The sequence below is a fragment of the Curtobacterium sp. AC272 genome (genome assembly GCF_979258155.1).
This window is the reverse complement of record NZ_OZ409838.1, coordinates 2,994,493-3,011,677: the sequence shown is the minus strand read 5'-3', so window position 1 is coordinate 3,011,677 and position 17,185 is coordinate 2,994,493. Positions and strand designations below refer to the sequence as shown.

Below are 17,185 nucleotides of genomic sequence, written 5' to 3'. Positions count from 1 at the left end.
GGGCGCAGGGAACCAGGTCCCGGTCACAGCGGCGCCGAGGCCAGGCGCCGCGGGAGTCAGGCGCCGCGGGCGACGCGCGACTCGATCCCCGCGATGAGGACGTCGAGCCCGAGCGCGAAGCGTGCGTCGTACGAGTGCTCCCCCAGGAGCTCTCCGACGAGGGCGTGCCGCTCGGGACGCCCGGCCTCGGCATCGCCCCGCCCGATCTGCACCGAGGTGTGCCCCACCACGAAGTCGTACACGACGAAGAACGCGTACATCGCCTCGGCATCCGGCAGCCCGGCGGAGCGGAGCGCCCCGACGACCTTCGCCACGACGGCGTCGGACTCGGTGGACACCAGGGCCCCGCGCCGGCTGTGCGACTCGAGCACCAGGGGGTGGGTGCGCATCAGGTCGCGGAACGTCGTCGCGAAGGTGCGCACCACCGCGTGCCACTCGTCCGGCCAGACGAAGGTGGCGGTGAACTCGTCGACGGTGCGACGGACGAGTTCACCGTGCAGGTCGTCGAGGCCGCCGATGGTCCGGTGCACGGTCATCGGCGCGACGCCGAGCCGCACCCCGAGCGCACGGAACGACAGGCGGTCGAGGCCGTCCTCGTTCGCGATCGCCGTCGCGGCGTCGATCACCTGTTCGCGGCTCAGCACGTTGGGTCGGCCCCGACGTCGTCGCGGCGCCTCGTCGACCAGGTCCGGCACCGCAGCGGGGCGGGGCGTGGCGGTCGGGGATCCGGGTTCGACGAGCACGGCGGGTTCTCCTTGATTCGGTACGTGTCCCGAAAAGCCTAGGGCAAAGCCGAGTGGCGTTCGGTGACTCGACCATCTCGGGTCCGTGGGCGACGCGCAAGAGCCGATCCGCGCCTCCCGGCCCCTTCGAAGGAACCCGTCCGACGGGCCGGCCCGTCGGCCGTGCGCAGTAGGGTGAGGCCATGGCGACCCGCGACGACGTCGAGTGCTGGCTGACCGACATGGACGGCGTGCTCGTCCACGAGAACCAGGCCCTCCCCGGTGCCCCCGAGCTCATCCAGCAGTGGCTCGACGAGGGCACCGAGTTCCTCGTCCTGACGAACAACTCGATCTTCACGCCGCGTGACCTCAGCGCGCGGCTCCGCTGGTCCGGCATCCACGTCCCCGAGGAGCGCATCTGGACGAGCGCCCTCGCCACTGCCGACTTCTGCAAGTCGCAGATGCCCGGCGGCTCCGCGTTCGTCATCGGCGAGGCCGGCATGACCACCGCCCTGCACGAAGCCGGGTTCATCATGACCGAGACCGCCCCCGACTACGTCGTCGTCGGCGAGACCCGCAACTACTCGTTCGAGGCGATCACCAAGGCCGTCCGCCTGATCCGCGACGGCGCTCGCTTCATCGTCACGAACCCCGACGCCACCGGCCCGTCGGCCGAGGGCGTCCTGCCCGCCACGGGCGCGATCGCCGCGATGATCGAGAAGGCGACCGGAAAGCAGCCGTACGTGGTCGGCAAGCCGAACCCGATGATGTTCCGCTCGGCGATGAACCGCATCGGTGCGCACTCCGAGAACACCGGCATGATCGGCGACCGGATGGACACCGACGTGCAGGCCGGCATCGAGGCGGGGCTCCACACCGTGCTCGTCATGACGGGCATCAGCGACCAGGGCGAGATCGACCGCTACCCGTTCCGTCCGAGCGAGGTCATCTCCGGCGTGCACGAGCTCGTGCGCACCGCCCCCTTCGAGGTCGAGCTGTAGCGATGCGCTGGGACCCGTCGCGGTACGCCGCGTTCGCGGACGACCGCGGGCGTCCGTTCCACGACCTGGTCGCGCAGGTCGCGTGGCCGGCCGGTGACGGACTGGAGGCCCCGCGTCGCGTCGTCGACCTGGGCTGCGGTCCCGGGGCCCTCACCGCCACGTTGGCAGCGCGGTGGCGTTCGTCGCCGGTGGTCGGGATCGACAGCTCGGCGGAGATGCTCGCGTCGGCTGCGGCCGACCCCGCTCTGGCGGGCCTGCCGAACCTGTCGTTCGAGCTCGGTGCGATCGAGGACTGGACGCCCGGGCCGACCGACGACGTGGTCGTGACGAACGCGGCGCTGCAGTGGGTGCCGTCGCACGTGGCGCTGCTGCCGCGGTGGCTCGACGCGATGCCGTCCGGGTCGTGGTTCGCGATGCAGGTGCCGGGCAACTTCGGGTCGCCGTCGCACGCGCTGATGCGGTCGATCGGGGCCTCCGGGCCGTGGGCCTCCGCGCTCGACGGCGTCCTGCGCGAGGACCCGGTGCTCGACCCCGCCGGCTACCTCGGCATCATGCTCGACGCCGGGTTCGCGGCCCGCGCGTGGGAGACGACCTACGCGCAGCTGCTGCCGGGCGAGGATCCGGTGCTCGACTGGGTGCGCGGCACCGGGCTGCGACCGGCACTGGCTGCCCTCGACGCCGCCGACCCGAGCGGTGCGCTGACGGCGGAGTACGTCGAGCGGTACCGGGTGGCGCTGCGCGAGGCGTACCCGGCGAGCGCCCACGGCACGGTGTACCCGTTCCGTCGGGTCTTCGCCGTCGGCCGCAAACCCTGACGGGTCAGCGGCGGGTCACTCGACGGTGACGAGGGTGCCGAGCGGCAGTGCGTTCACCGCGGCGACGGCATCGGCGTCGAGCCGGACGCAGCCGTGCGACACCGTGCCGGAGGTCGTGGCGTTCCAGTGCAGGCCGATCAGCCCGCCGTCGTGGCCGCCGTACGGCTCGTCGGCGGCGCCCGAGTGCAGCGATGTGAGCTGGATCGGGTGGTCCCCCGTGCCCTGGGCCGGGTCGACGTAGCGCTGCTCGAGGTACCCGGTCACGTTCGTCGGCGTCGGGGTGTCCGCCGTGCCGACTCCGGCGTCGAAGCGCTGCAGGGTCGTGCCGGCCGCGTTCACGACGGACACGGTCTGGTCGGTCGTCGAGATCACGATCCGGGAGCGCGGTGTCGCAATCTCCCGGAGCGCGCGCACCGGCACCCACGCCGCGGTCTGCGCGGCGGCGCCGGTGGTCCCCGCGGCTGACGGCAGCTGCTGGCGGGCAGGGGTGAGGACGAGCTCCCAGTCGCCGTCGCGTTCGACCCCGACGACGGTGGTCGGTTGCCGCAGGAAGTCCTGCGCGGCGAGACGGGCGACCGGGCGGTCGCGGTGGGCACCGAACAGGGGCGCGTCCGCGGTCAGGTGGAACACGGTGTCCGACCGCACGGTGCGGTCGAAGGGCACCAGGCCGGCGATGACGGCGGAGTACTGCGCTTCCGGCAGCGTCGCGACCGCGGCGGCGTCGACGTGCGGGACCGCGGGCGCGGCCGTGGCCGGTGCCGGTGCCGGTGCCGGTGCCGGGATCGTCACCGGTGCGGCGGCGGTGCGGTCGCTGCCGAGGAGCGCGGTCGTGACGAGTCCGGCCGCGGCGAGCACGGTGAGTGCCGCACCGGCGGTGGTCCAGATGGTGCGCGTGCGCATGACGTGGCTCCGAGGAAGGTGGCGAGCGGGGAACGGGGTGAAGGGTGAGGAGGGCGGAGAGCGGTGGGGCCGGTGCCCGCGGGGTGCGGGCACCGGCCGGTCGCATCGGTTGTGCGGTGGTGCGGTGGTGCGACCGGGTCAGCCGCTGACGACCGGCAGGTGGATGCCGGTGCCGCCCGTGGTCGCGCCGGGGTCGGTCGCCACGCCGGTGCCCGTCCCGACCGTGCCCGTCCCGCCGGTGCCGGTTCCCGTTCCCGTTCCGCCGGCCGCCGCCGGAGTGACGGTGATGGCGAGTGGTGCGGCCAGCACCGAGTCGCCCGTGCTGGCGACCAGGTCGACCGTGTGCGCACCGGTGGCGGTGCCGGCGGGGATCGTCACGGTGCCGGCGACCGTGCCGTCGGCGGCGACGGTCAGGGTGCCCACCGTGACGGGGTCGGAGTGCAGGACGACGGACAGCGTCGTACCGGCGGTGAAGCCCGTGCCGGCCAGCGCCAGCTTCGACCCGGCTGCGACCGACGAACCGTGCGGGGCGGTGAGGACACCGGTCAGCACCCGCGCGGCGCCGCCGGTCGACAGGACCTCCACGGCACCGTCGGTGGCGACCGACACGGTCGCGCTCGTCGCGGCTGCGAGGTCGAGTCGCTCCCACGAGCCGTTCGCCGTGCCGGTCTGGTCGAGCGGGTAGCCCGAGTCGATCTCCGTCTGGGCGAGTACCGACGTGCGCTGGGCGTCCGTCAGCGTCGGGAACGTGGTGCGGAGCAGGTTCTCCGCGCCGGTGGGGACGGAGGGCGCCTGGCCGGCGGTCCCGGTCTTCGCGAAGCCGTAGGTCATGCGCTCCTGGTAGACCCGCACGGCCGAGGCACGGTCGGTGACGATCTGGGCTGTGCCGCCGGGGATCGCCTTCCCGCCGTAGGGGTTGTTCGTGTAGGGCTTCTCCTCGGCGATGCAGTTCGCCAGGGTGTCGCCGCACTGCTGCTCGAGGTACCGCACGAGCTCGGCGCGAGCGGGCTCGAGCACGTCGGTGCGGTACTGGGTGTCCGACCAGCGGGCTGCGAGGGCGGCTTCGCCGTCGATGCGCCCACCCATGATGTCGAGCGGGTAGTGCACGCCGAGGACGATGCGGTCGTTGCCGTTCTCCGACGTGCGGGCGAGGATCTCCGGCGCGAGCTCGGGGACGAGCGTCGCCAGGGTGATGCCGGCCTGGTACGCGGTGGTGGTGTGTCCGCTGGGGTACGAGCCGCCGGTGCAGATGCCCGCGGTGCCGTAGCCGGCGTCGAGGACGACGTCGTTCGGCGAGAACTCGTGCGTGGTGTCCGTGGCGACCGGGACGCGGGTGATGTCGAGCGTGCCGTCGGCCGATGCCCACGCCTTGCCGGCGCGGTTGGTGGAGACCGACGAGGCGTTCACCGTCGCGGGGGCGCAGCCGGTCTGGTCGTCGGTCGCGGGGAGCGTCGCGGTGGAGGTCGCGGGCAGGTAGGGGCGCGGGTAGCTGTAGTGGGCCTTCGCGGTGCCGGTGCTCACGTACGCTCCGGTGCTGCCGTTCGAGCTGTTGATGACCGCGCTCGTCAACGGCAGGGCGCCGTCGAGCCGGCCCTGCACGTACGCCTTCTCGAGCACGTCGCCGAGCCCCTGCGCGACCGTGGAGGACTGGTCGTAGGCGGTGTTCGTGGCGTTCTGGTACTCGGAGTCCTGCAGCGCGGTGAACTGCTGCGCCGCGGTGGCGTTCTGGTTGATCCACGAGGTCAGCTGGTCGTTCTTCGCCAGCGTGGCCGGGTCGACGACCGTGCCGTGCAGGTCGTTGGCGCCGCTCGACGTCCAGAACTGGTCGTACCCGCTCAGCAGCGAGACGAGGTCGGGCTTGGCGGAGTCGCTCGGGTACGTCGTGGCCGCCTGGGCGACGAGGGGTGTCCCGAGCACGAGTGCGGTCGCGGCGACGGCGACGGTCACCCCGCGGACAGCGGTTCTGCGCATGTGTGGTGGCCGCTCGGGGACCGAGCGGCGCTCCTCTCTTGGTACCGACTTGGAATCACCACGACGGTAGGGAGAGGCGGTTGCCAGCGCGCGAACGGGTGTCTACCGCGAGGTGAACCGGACCGCAGGCTGTGCGGGTTCGAAGCCACGGGCCTCCAGGGCGAACGCCGCCATCGGCGGCACCGAACGCCACCGCTTCGCCAGGCGACGCGGACGGTCGTCGCGCCACGCGACCATGCCGCCCGCGACGATCCCGAACGCCAGCACCAGGAACGAGAACAGGCCGATCAGCCCGAGGCCCACGAGCCGACCGGTGTCCGACGGATCGGCGGTCGCGGAGTACCCGATCGACCCGAAGTCCCAGAACGCGTGCAGCAGCACCGGCACGAGCAGTGACCCGGTCACCCGGCGAGCGACGTAGAGCGTGGAGCCGAACGACGCCGCGAACACGACCTGGACCAGCGTCGGTCCGATGCCGGCCCCGGCGAGCGCGTTGAGCAGGTGCAGCAGCCCGAACAGCACGCACGACAGCGCCCACACGCCGAACTCGGGCACCCGGCGCCGGAGCCCGACCAGCAGCGTTCCCCGGGCCATCAGCTCCTCGAACACCCCGACGAACAGCACCCCGACGGTGAGCAGCAGGAAGTAGCGCACGGGCAACGCTGCCCAGTCGATGAACGGCAGGCGCACCACGCACACCACCAGGACCAGAGCCGGAGCCAGCGCCGCCCAGCGCAGCGGTGTCCGGGTGCGGTCGACGGTCGCGATCCGCCACCACCCGAGTCCCGTGACGACCACGGCGAGTGCGACGGCGGCGATGCCCTCGGGGACGACCAACGACCGGACGACGCTGTCCACCGTCTGGCCGAGGGTCGGGTAGTCGTCGCTCGGGCGCGACCGCCACGCGCTGATCGCCGCGAACACCACGAGCGGCGCGAGGCCGATGAGCAGCGAGGGCGGGACCGGCCAGCGGCGGCGACGGGGTTGGTGCACGTCCCGGTTGTACCAGTGCAGCCGTACGATTGGCGGTATGCGCCTGCCCTCGTTGTCGACCATGGCCGAGGACTACGTCAAGCTCATCTGGAAGGCCGGGGAGCGCGGTGGCGCCGGACTGGCCACGCGGGACATCGCGGCGACGCTGAAGGTGTCGGCCTCGACGGTGTCCGGCAACCTCAAGAAGCTCGACCGCGACGGCCTCATCGAGCACACCCCGTACTACGGCGTCGTGCTCACCCCCTCGGGCACCAGGTCGCCGTGGCGATGGTCCGACGGCACCGGCTGATCGAGTCGTTCCTGGTGTCCCGCCTCGGCTACACCTGGGACGAGGTCCACACCGAGGCCGAGGCGCTCGAGCACGCGGTGTCGGAGCGGTTCCTCGACCGGGTCGACGCCGACCTCGGGCACCCGACGCACGACCCGCACGGCGACCCGATCCCCGCCGCGGACGGCACCGTGCCCGCCACGCTCGGCACGCTGCTCGGTGCGATCGAGCCCGGTGCGTGCGGCACCGTCGACCGGGTGTCCGACGACGACCCCTCGCTGCTGCGGTACTTCGACGAGCTCGGGGTCGGCCTCGGCACCCACCTGCGGGTCGAGCGGGTGCGGGACTACGCCGGCGTCATCGCGGTCTCCCGACGTGGGGCCGACGGCGCCGAGGCGCTCGTCGACCTGCCCGCCGCCGCCGCGACCGCGATCTGGCTCGCCCCCGACGCCGACTGACGCCCGCTCCCGCTGAGGTTCCGAAATCTCGGAACCTCGGCGCGCTCAGGGCCCTCCGTGGAACCTCGGCGACGAACCGACGGCATGTCGTGGAACCTCACGCGAGCCCGGCAGCCGACCCCAGCCCAGCCAGTGACGGACGGGAGGCCCGTGGCGGCGTCGCCACGGGCCTCCCGTCCGTCAGCCGGTGTCGTCCACGGCCGCGCTCACCCCTTGGCAGACCGGGTCCGGCCGAGCGCCACCTCGCGCCGAGCCCGCTCGAGAGCGAGCGCGGACGCCGCGTCCGGGTCGTGCAACAGCCGCTCCGTGTCGGCGACGTGGTCCCGCACGGCGTCGGAGCCCCGGCCGGCAGCCGCCGCGAGCACCGGCGCCACCGTCTCCTCGCCCAACCCGACCAGTGCCCGCGACAGGCTGAGCCGCCGTTCGCGCGGACCGACCCCGAGCTGCACCGCCAACGTCCGGGCCAGGTCGGCCCGCTCGTCGTCGGGCACGAGTGCGACGGCGGTCCGCCAGGCGGCGCGGAGCACTTCGTCGTCGTGGTCGGCGAGCAGCGGGCGCACCGACGGCCACGCCGACGGGTCGCCGACCTTCGACAGGGTGTGCAACGCCTGGCTGCGGGCCTGCGGCTCGGAACGGGTGAGCGACGGGACCACCCGCGCGACGACGTCGGCCGACGGGTGCCGGGTCAGCGCCCAGGTGAGCATGTCGCGGACGAAGAAGTCCGGCTCGACGGCGCACTGCTCGACGAGCACGTCGAGGTCGGCCGCCTCCGGGGTGGTCCCGGCGGCCATCACGGCCTGCAGCCGCACCGAGGAACGGGGGTCGGCGAGGGCATCGGTGAGTGCGGTCATGGGTCCATGCAACCCGCTGCCACCGGGGCCGTGTCAAGCCTCGGGGCATAGCGTCGGCCGAGGAGCGGTTCGCATCGAGGACCGCTCGCCCGACCACGAAAGGACCCCCGTATGCCCCGCATCGGTACCAGCGACCTCCACGTGTTCCCCCTCGCCCTCGGCGGCAACGTCTTCGGGTGGACGGCGGACGAGTCGACCTCCCACCAGGTGCTCGACGCCTACACCGCGGCGGGCGGCGACTTCATCGACACCGCCGACGTGTACTCCGCGTGGGCCCCCGGCAACGAGGGCGGCGAGTCCGAGCGGGTGATCGGTTCGTGGCTCGCGGCCTCGGGCAAGCGTGACGACGTCGTCATCGCCACGAAGGGCTCGCAGCACCCGCAGTTCCAGGGCCTCGGCGCGGACACCGTCGCCGCTGCCGCCCGTGCCAGCCTGCAGCGCCTCGGCACCGACCGGATCGACCTCTACTACGCGCACTTCGACGACCAGTCGACCCCGCTCGAGGAGACCGTCCGCGCCTTCGACCAGCTCGTGAAGGACGGCATCGTCCGCTACACCGCGATCTCGAACTACTCGAAGGACCGCGCCGAGGAGTGGATCCGCATCGCGACCGAGAACGGCCTCGCGCAGCCGGTCGCGATCCAGCCGCACTACAACCTCGTCACCCGCGAGCCGTACGAGTCCGAGATCGCGCCGCTCGCCCACGCGCACGGCGTCGGCGTCGTGCCGTACTTCGCACTCGCCGCCGGGTTCCTGACCGGCAAGTACCGCTCGAAGGAGGACTTCGCCGGCAAGGACCGCGAGGGCCAGGTCTCGGGCTACTTCAACGACGAGGGGCTCGCCGTGGTCGACGCCCTGTCCACCATCGCTGAGGCCCGCGACACCGAGCTCGCGACCGTCGCCCTGGCGTGGCTGCAGGCGCAGCCGGACGTCGTCGCACCGATCGCCAGCGCCCGCAACACCGAGCAGCTGCCGGCGCTCCTGGCCTCGGCGGAGCTCGAGCTCAGCGACGACGAGCTGCAGACCCTGTCCGACGTGTCGGCGAAGGTCCCCGCGGCCGCCTGACCCGCGCATACCTCGACCCCGAACGACATCCCCGACGTCGCACGACGTCGGGGATGTCGTTCGTTGCGCACGCGGGCATCACCGGCGCGCAACGAGCGACGAGATCGATGTCGTACGACGTCGACGGTGTCGTTCCACGTCGACCGCCCCACCAGCCCGCCGCAGCCGCCGCCCGCCGCAGCCGCAGCCCTACGCCCCCGGCGCCAACGACGCCGTGAGCTCCTGCCCCGACGACCGCGTCACGAAGCACGAGATGAACCGGTCGCCCTGGTCCCACGTCGCCTGATCCGGCGCGTACGACCCCTGCACCTGCACGTCCCCGACGGCCGCAGCCGCCGAGGCGTTCAGCGCCGCGTCCGACTGGCACTGGTCGGCGGCCTGCGTCGCGAGGGTCTCGGCCCCCGGGTACGCATCCCCGTCGACCGCGATCCGTGCGGTGAGCTGCCCGATGTGCGGCGTCGCGCAGTCGACGACCGTGAAGCTCTGCGCCCAGGCGTTGGTGAACGGCGACAGGCACTCCCCGCCGGCCAGGTCGGTCCAGGCGTGCTCGCCCGGCAGCGCCGGCGTGGTGGCGAACTGGAGCGTGGCAGCCGGAGCAGCGGCCTCGTCCGAGGGAGCGGCAGACGCCGCAGCCGAGGGAGTCGCCGGAGCCGATGACGCTGCCACCGGTGACTTCGTCGGTGCGATCTCCTGGTCGGAGATGTTGTTGCCGAGGATCCACTTCGACAGCAGGAACACCAGCACGATGAGCACGACGATCAGGGCGATCGAGCCGTAGACGAGCAGCTGCTTGCCGCGCTTGCCCTCGCTCCGCAGGCGCGCCGCCCCCTGGTTGATGAAGTTGTCGCGCTCGCCGGTCGACGCGGCGGCGGACGTGGAAGACGGAACAACAGCTGACGGCACCGCGGCCGTCGGCATCATCCGCGTCCCGGTGTCCTCCGGGTCGTACCCCGTGCCGCCGAGCTGCCCGACGGCCTCGGTGCCGAACAAGTCCTTGATCGCACTCGTGTCGCTGGTCTCGCGGCCGTCCCACTCGGACTGGTCCAGGTCGTCCGGCGCAGCGGCCGGCAACGCCGTGGGCTGCGCCCCCGTGTCGTCCCCGCGCAGGCCGAGCACGGCGTCCAGGTCGTGCCCCACCGCAGGCGGCAGGTGCGCTGGGGACGCGGGCGACGCAGCGGGTTCGACGAGCGGCGGAGCAGCGGCGGCCGGCAGCGCGGTGGTCGCCGCGTCCTCCGGGAGGCCCGTCCCCGACTCCGCCCCGTCACCGGCGGCGGGCTCCGGACGCACGTCCAGTGCCTCGGTCGGCGCCGCAGGAGCAGGAGCAGGAACAGCAGCAGGAGCAGGAGCAGGAGCGGCAGCAGCAGGCGGCACGACGGCCGGCGGGACGGCACCCGGCACGGCCGGGGGCACCGGGAACGTCCGACGCGCCTGCGGCACCCCGTCGACCGGGGTGTCGACCTCGCCCGAGACGACCTCGGCCTCGGTCTCGGTCTCGTCCGCCAACGACCACGAACCGCCGTCACCGAACGCCGTCGTGTCGAACGAGTCGCCGGTCAGGGTCGTCGGGACCTCGCCGGTCTCGTCGTCGCGGATGGCCCAGTCGAACGGCCGGTCCGGTCCGGCGCCCTGCGTGGGCACGGGCCCCGTGCCGGTGATCCGGAGCAGGTCGGTGAAGCTCGGCGGCTCCTCGGACGGGGGCAGCACGTTCTCGACGCCGAGCGGCTGGTGTGCCACGGGCCCGGTGGGCGGGACGGGTGCGCCGGACCCGGTCGCACGGCCGAGCCAGTCGACGTCGGCACGGCCCTCGCCGAACGGGTCGACGCGGCGACGTTCGTCCTCGATGGCCTGCGACGCCGCGGCGCGTTCGTCGCGGTGGGTCTGCGCGGTCGGGAGCACGATCGACGAGGGGTGCGGCGCGGTGGGGTTCGGCGGCACGACGGCGGCCGGCGGGATGCGGTCGTGCAGGGTGGAGCGCTCGTGCTCGGCGGCGGCGTCCGGGCTCTCGGACGGCGCCGACAGCTGCTCGGGCATCGAAATCGCCTGCGTCGCGGCGTCGTCCAGGTCCGGAGCGGTCGGAGCAGGCACAGCCGGTGCGGAGGTTTCGGGCTCGGGCGCCGACGCCTCGAACGGCTCCGGCAGCGGTGCCCCCGTCTCGCGAGCGGTGCGCTCGGCCTCGCGGCGCTGCCGTCGCGAGGGCCAGTCCTCCTCGCCACGCGGGGCGCCGAAGATGTCCGCGGCGCTGCGGAGACCGTGGAACGGAGCGTCCGGGTCGGACGCGCGCCGGGCCTCCTGGCCGTCCACCCCGTCGGCACCGTCGGCCGCCGCTGCGGGGCCGGCCGTGTCCTCGGGGTCGCGCGCGTCGTCCGGACGCTCCCGCTCACGCGGTCAGCCCCAGATCAGCCAACCCGATGGCCGCGAAGTAGGGGTACCCGGCTGCCTCGATGGTCTCCTTGGCGCCGGTGTCGCGGTCGACGACGACCGCGACGGCGGCGATGATCGCGCCCTCACGCTCGAGCGCTTCGGCAGCCTTGAGCGGCGATCCGCCCGTGGTGGAGGTGTCCTCGAGCACGACGACGCGCTTGCCCTTCAGGTCCGGGCCCTCGACCTGCTTGCCGCGGCCGTGGTCCTTGGGCTCCTTGCGGACGACGAAGGCGTCGTAGGTCAGGCCCTGTGCGGCGGCCTGGTGCAGCACGGCGCTGGCGATGGGGTCGGCGCCCATGGTGAGTCCGCCGACGGCCGAGACGTCCGGCACCTGCTGCACGAGCTCGGTCATGACCTGGCCGATCAGCGGCGCGACCCGGTGGTCCAGGCTGACCTTCCGCAGGTCGATGTAGTACGTCGCCTTCTTCCCGCTGGTCAGGGTGAAGTCGCCGTGGAACACCGCTTCGGAGGAGATGTACTGGATCAACTGTTCGCGCGCGTCGGTCACAGCGCACAAGGGTAGCCGGTCGGACTCGCAGCGCGCTCCCCGTCCTGTGGGGTCGTCCCGAGCAGCCCTCGGTACGCTCCGGGACATGCCCCGAGCACCGCGTCGCTCCGCCGTGGCGCCGGCTCCGTCCGGCGGCCGTCGGTCCGGCGGCGTGGCCGGGGCGATCGGACGGGAGGCCCTGGGCGCCCTGGTCGCGCTGGCCCTGGCCGTCATCGCCCTCCGCCACGTCGTCGCCACGGAACGGGTCGCCTTGCTCTGGTACGACGGCGACTCGGTGCTGCTGCCCCTGGTGCACCGGTCGATGCAGCTCGGGCAGCCGTTCGAGTGGGCGATGTCCCCGGCGCTGTTCTTCTTCCCCGAGTTGCCGGTCTACCTGCTCTGCGCCCTCGTCACGGGTACCCCGCAGCAGGCCCTAGCGCTGAACGGGGTGCTCGTCCTGCTGGCCGTGTACGCACTGGTGCGGGCTGCCGCGAACGAGCTCATGCCGTCGGCCGGACGAGCGGCCCGCATCACGGTGTCGGCGGTGAGCGTGGCGTTCGTGACCCTGCTGGTGCTGACGGAGTCGTCGGGTACCGCGACGTCGCTCGAGCTGGCGTCCCTGCTGCTGACCACGACGTACTACTACGGCGTGGTGCTGGCGATCCTCGGCACCGCGGTGCTCGTGCTCCGCGCCGTGCGGGTCGGGCGGGCGTCCGTCGTCGTGCTCGTGGTGCTCGGGCTGGTGGCGCTCTGCACGACCGCGTCGAACCCGCTGTACGTGCCGTGGTCGGCCGCACCCGTCGTCGTCACGCTCGTGCTGCTGGCGGCGGTGCGCCGGGTGGGGTGGCGTCCCGCGCTGCTGCTGTCCGGCACCGTGACGGTCGGGTCGCTGCTCGGGTACCTGGTGCGGATCCCGCTGCAGCCCTTCGTGTCGCTCGACCCGTCCACCTACGTCCAGCCGTCGCGCGCCGTGGAGACCCTGCAGTTCTTCGCGGCGCTGACCGACGTGCGGGCCGGCACGGCCGCGGGCGACGCCGGGCTGTTCCTGATGTTCGTCGGGGTGCTCGTCACCGTCGGCGGCACGGTGTGGGCCTGGCGGGTCCGGACCGCGCGCACCGTGCTCGTCGCGACCGCGTTGCCCCTGGTGACCGTGGTCGCGGCGTCGATCGGGGTGGTCCTCGTCGGGTCGGAGACGCCGCGGTACCTCGAGCCCGTCGTCACCGCACCGCTGCTGGCCCTCGTCGCGGTGGCCGAGCTCACGCGCACCGCGGTCCGCCGCACCCGCGTGCACCGGCCGTTCCGCGGGGTCCGGGCCACCGTCGCGATCGCCGCCGTCGCCGTCCTCGCCGCCGGGGTCGCCACCGCACCGAGCACCGCGCACGCCGTCGCCACGGCCCGGTACAGCCCGTCGTCCTGCCTGGACCGCTGGGCGGACGGACGGTCGGTCACCGGGGTCGGGCAGTTCTGGACGGTGCGGCCGCTCGCCACGTACTCCGCGACGAACGTGCAGCTGCTGCAGGTCCGCGACACCTTCGACACGTACCCGTGGCTCGTCGACCTCGGGGCCTACCGCGACGCCGACCCGACGTTCGTGGTGGTCGGGTCCCACGACCTGTGGACCACCGCGGTCGAGGACTCCCTCGGTGCCCCGGCGACGATCACGCACTGCACGGGCTTCGACGTCTACGACTACGCGGGGACCTCCGGTGCGGACGTCCTCCGGCGCGACGTGGTCGGCAGCGCGGACGAGATCCGTCAGGAGCGCGGGTTCTAGGAGTTGTCCACAGCGGCGCGTCGGCGTCCGATCTTCTCTGTACGGATGTATAGGCTCATGGTCGATGTCTCGCCCCACCAGCCACCGCACCCCTCGTGCCTCCGTGCGCCTCCGCCTCGCCGTCACCGGACTGGCACTCGCGGGCCTCGTCGGCACGGTCGTCGTCGATGCTCCCGCCGCCCAGGCGGTGACCTACCCCACGTGGGACGAGGTCGAGAACGCCCGCGGCAAGGAATCCGCGAAGCAGGGGCAGATCACCGAGATCAAGGGCATCATCAGCGACCTCGACGCCAAGGTCGAGGCAGCACAGGCGAAGGCGCAGGAGCTCGGCGACGTCTTCTTCAAGGCCCAGGCCGTCTCGCAGGAGAAGGCGGAGGAAGAGCAGCAGCTCCGCGCGAAGGCGGACGAGCACGCGAAGGTCGCCGAGCAGAGCGCCGCGCAGGCCGGCCAGTTCGCCGCGCAGATGGCCCGCTCCGGCGGCGCCGACGTCACGACCTCGGTGCTCACCAAGGGCGAGGACGCCCGCGACCTGCTCTACGACCTCGGTGCGCTGAGCAAGCTGTCCGAACAGGCCGACCGTGTGCAGGCCGCCGCGGCCGTCGACGCCGGCGTCACTCGTTCGCTCGAGGCCCAGGCCGACCGCGCTGCTGGGGAGCTCGAGCGGCTCGCCGCGAAGGCCGAGGCCCGCATGCAGGAAGCCCAGGCTGCGTCCGATGCCGTGCAGACCGCCTACGACGAGCAGCAGTCGAACAAGGCCCGTCTCGACGCGCAGCTCGCGACCCTGGTCTCCGGCCGCGTCCGGACCGAGGCCGAGTTCGCCAAGGGCGAGCAGATCCGCAAGGCGGCGGAAGCCAAGGCTGCGCGCGAGGCCGAAGCCCGAGCGGCACGAGCCCTCGCAGCCGCAGCGGCAGCCAACGCCGGCAGCGGATCGTCCGGCGGTGGTGGCGGCTCCGGCAGCAGCGGATCGGGCAGTGGCGGTTCCGCCGGCTCGGGCGGCGGCCAGGGCTGGGTCCGCCCGGCCAGCGGCTACGTGATCAGCCCGTACGGCTACCGCGTGCACCCGATCACCGGGATCGTCACCAAGCACGACGGCACCGACCTCGCCAGCGGCTGCTCGACGCCCATCGTCGCGGCGTCCGCCGGCACCATCGACTACGTCGGCTGGTACGGCGGCTACGGCAACTACGTCCGCATCAACCACGGCAACGGCGTGAAGACGGCCTACGGTCACATCGTCAACGGTGGGTTCCGGGTCAGCCCGGGACAGCAGGTCTCGGCGGGGCAGCTCATCGCCCTCGTCGGTTCGACCGGCGCCTCCACCGGGTGCCACAGCCACGTCGAGGTGCACATCAACGGCGCCACGACCGACCCGGTGCCGTTCATGTCCGCGCGGGGCGTCGCCTTCTAGTCCCTCCGATGGCACGCAAACCGCCGTCCGCTCCCCGCGGGCGGCGGTTTGCTGTTCTCTACAGTCGCGTCTCAGCAATTTCACACTGCACCGCTGAAATGCTACGTTTCCCACATCGGTCATTTCGGATGGTGGGGGGACGATGGGGATCGAGTTCGACGACGCAGCGGCATCGCGGTTGGTCGACTGCGCGGTGGAGGTGGCGATGACCCTGCGTGCCAGCGCCGCACCGCGCCGGAGCAATGCCGAGGCTGCGCTGCTCGATTTCGACGGTGCGTACGCACGCCTGTTCGAGGCCGCACGGCTGACGGAGTCGACCGACCGCATCCGGCTCGCGAAGGGGCTCGAGGCGATGGTCGACCAGCTTCGGATCGCCCAGCGGCAAGCGGACGAGGAACGGCAGCGCCTGGCCGACCTGGCTTCGTGGCGGCAGCGCGAGGCCGACCGTGAGCTCGTGCGCACCGCTGGCGGCGTGCCGATGCAGCCCGTACTCGACTGGAGCAGTGCGGTCTTCGACCCGAAGCCGTCGAGCACACCGAAGCGCCCGTCCCCGGTGTCCGCGACCTTCAGCGCCCAGGCCCGCCAGCGCACCGGCGGTGGTCGCTCCGGCGGACGCAGCAGTGCTGATCCGACCAGGCTGCGGCAGTTCAGCGCGACCGCCCGAGCACAGGACGCCTCGACGGAACAGGACCTGGTCCGGGTGCGCAACGCCTGGACCGCGTTCACGAGCCGCTGCAGCTGGGTCCCCATCGACGGTGCCACGCTGCCGGGCGGGTTCGGCGACTACCTCGCCGAGAACGCCGAGGACGCGTCCTGGGTCGACCGGATCGCGGACGCCTTCAGCGCTGCCGGCGGGGGCTCCCTGGCGAACACCGCGCTCGACGCTGCCGCGGCGTCGACACTCCCGCCAGGGCTGCAGCGGCTGCTCGATCCCTCCCTGACACCGGCCGAGGTCGCAGCGGCCTGGGCCGCGCTCGGCTTCACCGACGCCGACGTCCGCGCGCTGCCGCTCACCACGCAGCTGCAGTTCGCGGGACTCGACGGGGTCCCGGCGGCGCAACGCGACATCGCATCTCGCGCAGTCCTCTCCGCAGCCGTGCGGGATCCAGAGCGGCTGTACCGGCTGATGGGGCTGGCGTACACCTACGGGGCGGTCAGCCTCGACGAGTTCCGAGAGCAGGTCATCGCGCTCCGTGACGGACTGCGGGACGCCGACGACTTGGCTCGGGGTATCCGGAAACCATCAACGGCCGTGGCGCAGCTCGTCGGGTTCGGCGTCTCGAACGGGGCGCTCGTCGCCGCCGTCGCGCTCGGCGACCTGGACACGGCGTCGAACGTGACCGTCAACGTGCCGGGTGCGATGACCACGCTCGACAGCATGGGTGAGAAGGTCCGCGCCGCCAACGAGCTCCTCTTCGCGGCTGGGCAGAGAGGATCCGCGGAAGACTCCTTCGCGGTCGTGTCCTGGCTCGGGTACCGCGCCCCAGGTGTCATCGAGGTCCCGCGCCAGGACCGTGCGTACGCTGGCGGGGCGAACCTCGCGTCGTTCCTCGACGGCATCCACGACAGCCGCGGCACAGCGCCGCGATCTGTCACGGTCCTCGGGCACTCGTACGGCTCCACCACGGCGGCCGAGGCACTCGCGCAGAACCGGCACCGCGTGGACTCGTTCGTCACGTACGGATCGGTCGGGTTCGCCGACACCACGAGACCTGAGCACTTGAACGTCGATCGGGTCTACGCCACCGAAGGCGCCAACGACCACACCGCGATCCTCGGCCGGATCGGGCGCAGCGATCCCCGCGATCTGCCCGACGTGGACACGTTCAGTGCGGGATCCGCCCGGGGCACGAAAGCGGTCACCGGCCACGACATGTACCCAGAAGCCGGGGGTGTCGGCTACTTGTCCCCCGATGCGACTTCACAGCGGACGATCGCGAAGATCATCGCCACCGGGAAGCCATGATGAACACCATGCAATCGATGCTCCGCACCATCACGACGGCAGTCCTCTCCCTGGGACTGCTGACTGGGTGCGCAGCAGGAGGAGA

At 72.7% G+C, this 17,185-nt stretch carries 15 protein-coding genes; 8 read left to right on the top strand and 7 right to left on the bottom strand.

The features are described 5' to 3' along the window. Window positions 1-56 precede the first annotated feature (56 nt). A complete protein-coding gene (locus ACZZ0J_RS15495; RefSeq protein ID WP_214547638.1) occupies window positions 57-743 on the bottom strand; it encodes a TetR/AcrR family transcriptional regulator C-terminal domain-containing protein in 687 nt (228 codons plus the stop codon). Between the two features lie 182 nt (window positions 744-925). Here ACZZ0J_RS15495 and ACZZ0J_RS15490 point away from each other — a divergent pair, with 182 nt between their 5' ends. Further along, on the top strand, window positions 926-1,723 hold the full coding sequence (locus tag ACZZ0J_RS15490; RefSeq protein WP_463437606.1) for an HAD-IIA family hydrolase: 798 nt from the start codon (window positions 926-928) through the stop codon (window positions 1,721-1,723). 2 nt (window positions 1,724-1,725) lie between these two features. Then, the gene (locus ACZZ0J_RS15485) at window positions 1,726-2,538 is read left to right on the top strand and encodes a methyltransferase domain-containing protein (protein WP_214547637.1); all 813 of its coding nucleotides are present in this window, start codon (window positions 1,726-1,728) and stop codon (window positions 2,536-2,538) included. A 15-nt stretch (window positions 2,539-2,553) separates the two neighbouring features. On the opposite strand, the gene ACZZ0J_RS15480 is transcribed toward ACZZ0J_RS15485, so the two are convergent. The 3 genes from ACZZ0J_RS15480 to ACZZ0J_RS15470 form a co-directional block, all read right to left on the bottom strand. After that, window positions 2,554-3,438: a L,D-transpeptidase family protein gene (locus ACZZ0J_RS15480; protein WP_463437605.1), complete on the bottom strand. Its 885-nt coding sequence runs from the start codon at window positions 3,436-3,438 to the stop codon at window positions 2,554-2,556. A 138-nt stretch (window positions 3,439-3,576) separates the two neighbouring features. After that, complete coding sequence (locus ACZZ0J_RS15475) at window positions 3,577-5,409, bottom strand: phosphatase PAP2 family protein (RefSeq protein ID WP_463437604.1); 1,833 nt, start codon at window positions 5,407-5,409, stop codon at window positions 3,577-3,579. Between the two features lie 102 nt (window positions 5,410-5,511). After that, window positions 5,512-6,402, bottom strand: coding sequence for a CPBP family intramembrane glutamic endopeptidase (locus ACZZ0J_RS15470; RefSeq protein WP_214547634.1), 891 nt, complete (start codon window positions 6,400-6,402; stop codon window positions 5,512-5,514). A 37-nt stretch (window positions 6,403-6,439) separates the two neighbouring features. On the opposite strand from ACZZ0J_RS15470, the gene ACZZ0J_RS15465 reads away from it, so the two are divergent. Together ACZZ0J_RS15465 and ACZZ0J_RS15460 are read left to right on the top strand one after the other, a co-directional pair. Further along, window positions 6,440-6,691, top strand: a complete 252-nt coding sequence (locus ACZZ0J_RS15465; protein ID WP_463437603.1) for a metal-dependent transcriptional regulator — start codon at window positions 6,440-6,442, stop codon at window positions 6,689-6,691. Then, window positions 6,670-7,128, top strand: coding sequence for a metal-dependent transcriptional regulator (locus tag ACZZ0J_RS15460; protein ID WP_463438204.1), 459 nt, complete (start codon window positions 6,670-6,672; stop codon window positions 7,126-7,128). Before ACZZ0J_RS15465 ends, ACZZ0J_RS15460 begins: the two co-directional genes overlap by 22 nt. Before the next feature lie 206 nt (window positions 7,129-7,334). Here ACZZ0J_RS15460 and ACZZ0J_RS15455 read toward each other — a convergent pair whose 3' ends face one another. Next, window positions 7,335-7,979, bottom strand: coding sequence for a HEAT repeat domain-containing protein (locus ACZZ0J_RS15455; RefSeq protein WP_463437602.1), 645 nt, complete (start codon window positions 7,977-7,979; stop codon window positions 7,335-7,337). 111 nt (window positions 7,980-8,090) lie between these two features. Here ACZZ0J_RS15455 and ACZZ0J_RS15450 point away from each other — a divergent pair, with 111 nt between their 5' ends. Beyond that, a complete protein-coding gene (locus tag ACZZ0J_RS15450) occupies window positions 8,091-9,044 on the top strand; it encodes an aldo/keto reductase (protein ID WP_463437601.1) in 954 nt (317 codons plus the stop codon). A gap of 189 nt (window positions 9,045-9,233) precedes the next feature. Here the strand turns inward: ACZZ0J_RS15450 and ACZZ0J_RS15445 are convergent, their stop codons facing one another. Then, window positions 9,234-11,345 (bottom strand): septum formation family protein, encoded by a 2,112-nt coding sequence (locus tag ACZZ0J_RS15445; protein ID WP_463437600.1) that lies wholly within the window; start codon window positions 11,343-11,345, stop codon window positions 9,234-9,236. A 76-nt stretch (window positions 11,346-11,421) separates the two neighbouring features. After that, a complete protein-coding gene (pyrE, locus tag ACZZ0J_RS15440; RefSeq protein WP_071404348.1) occupies window positions 11,422-11,973 on the bottom strand; it encodes an orotate phosphoribosyltransferase in 552 nt (183 codons plus the stop codon). 85 nt (window positions 11,974-12,058) lie between these two features. Between pyrE and ACZZ0J_RS15435 the strand changes: the two genes are divergently transcribed. The 3 genes from ACZZ0J_RS15435 to ACZZ0J_RS15425 all read left to right on the top strand — a co-directional run bounded on the left by ACZZ0J_RS15435 (window position 12,059) and on the right by ACZZ0J_RS15425 (window position 17,100). Beyond that, window positions 12,059-13,726, top strand: a complete 1,668-nt coding sequence (locus tag ACZZ0J_RS15435) for a hypothetical protein (protein ID WP_463437599.1) — start codon at window positions 12,059-12,061, stop codon at window positions 13,724-13,726. A gap of 64 nt (window positions 13,727-13,790) precedes the next feature. Beyond that, on the top strand, window positions 13,791-15,134 hold the full coding sequence (locus ACZZ0J_RS15430; RefSeq protein WP_463437598.1) for a peptidoglycan DD-metalloendopeptidase family protein: 1,344 nt from the start codon (window positions 13,791-13,793) through the stop codon (window positions 15,132-15,134). A gap of 142 nt (window positions 15,135-15,276) precedes the next feature. Further along, on the top strand, window positions 15,277-17,100 hold the full coding sequence (locus ACZZ0J_RS15425) for an alpha/beta hydrolase (RefSeq protein ID WP_463437597.1): 1,824 nt from the start codon (window positions 15,277-15,279) through the stop codon (window positions 17,098-17,100). The last annotated feature ends 85 nt before the right edge of the window (window positions 17,101-17,185 follow it).

Bases quoted from the DNA above. Each gene is read 5' to 3' on its own strand.
- ACZZ0J_RS15480 (WP_463437605.1), bottom strand. From the start codon at position 3,438: ATGCGCACGCGCACCATCTGGACCACCGCCGGTGCGGCACTCACCGTG.
- ACZZ0J_RS15490 (WP_463437606.1), top strand. From the start codon at position 926: ATGGCGACCCGCGACGACGTCGAGTGCTGGCTGACCGACATGGACGGC.
- ACZZ0J_RS15425 (WP_463437597.1), top strand. From the start codon at position 15,277: ATGGGGATCGAGTTCGACGACGCAGCGGCATCGCGGTTGGTCGACTGC.
- ACZZ0J_RS15460 (WP_463438204.1), top strand. From the start codon at position 6,670: ATGGTCCGACGGCACCGGCTGATCGAGTCGTTCCTGGTGTCCCGCCTC.
- ACZZ0J_RS15465 (WP_463437603.1), top strand. From the start codon at position 6,440: ATGCGCCTGCCCTCGTTGTCGACCATGGCCGAGGACTACGTCAAGCTC.
- ACZZ0J_RS15430 (WP_463437598.1), top strand. From the start codon at position 13,791: ATGTCTCGCCCCACCAGCCACCGCACCCCTCGTGCCTCCGTGCGCCTC.
- ACZZ0J_RS15450 (WP_463437601.1), top strand. From the start codon at position 8,091: ATGCCCCGCATCGGTACCAGCGACCTCCACGTGTTCCCCCTCGCCCTC.
- ACZZ0J_RS15455 (WP_463437602.1), bottom strand. From the start codon at position 7,979: ATGACCGCACTCACCGATGCCCTCGCCGACCCCCGTTCCTCGGTGCGG.
- ACZZ0J_RS15435 (WP_463437599.1), top strand. From the start codon at position 12,059: ATGCCCCGAGCACCGCGTCGCTCCGCCGTGGCGCCGGCTCCGTCCGGC.
- ACZZ0J_RS15475 (WP_463437604.1), bottom strand. From the start codon at position 5,409: ATGCGCAGAACCGCTGTCCGCGGGGTGACCGTCGCCGTCGCCGCGACC.
- ACZZ0J_RS15485 (WP_214547637.1), top strand. From the start codon at position 1,726: ATGCGCTGGGACCCGTCGCGGTACGCCGCGTTCGCGGACGACCGCGGG.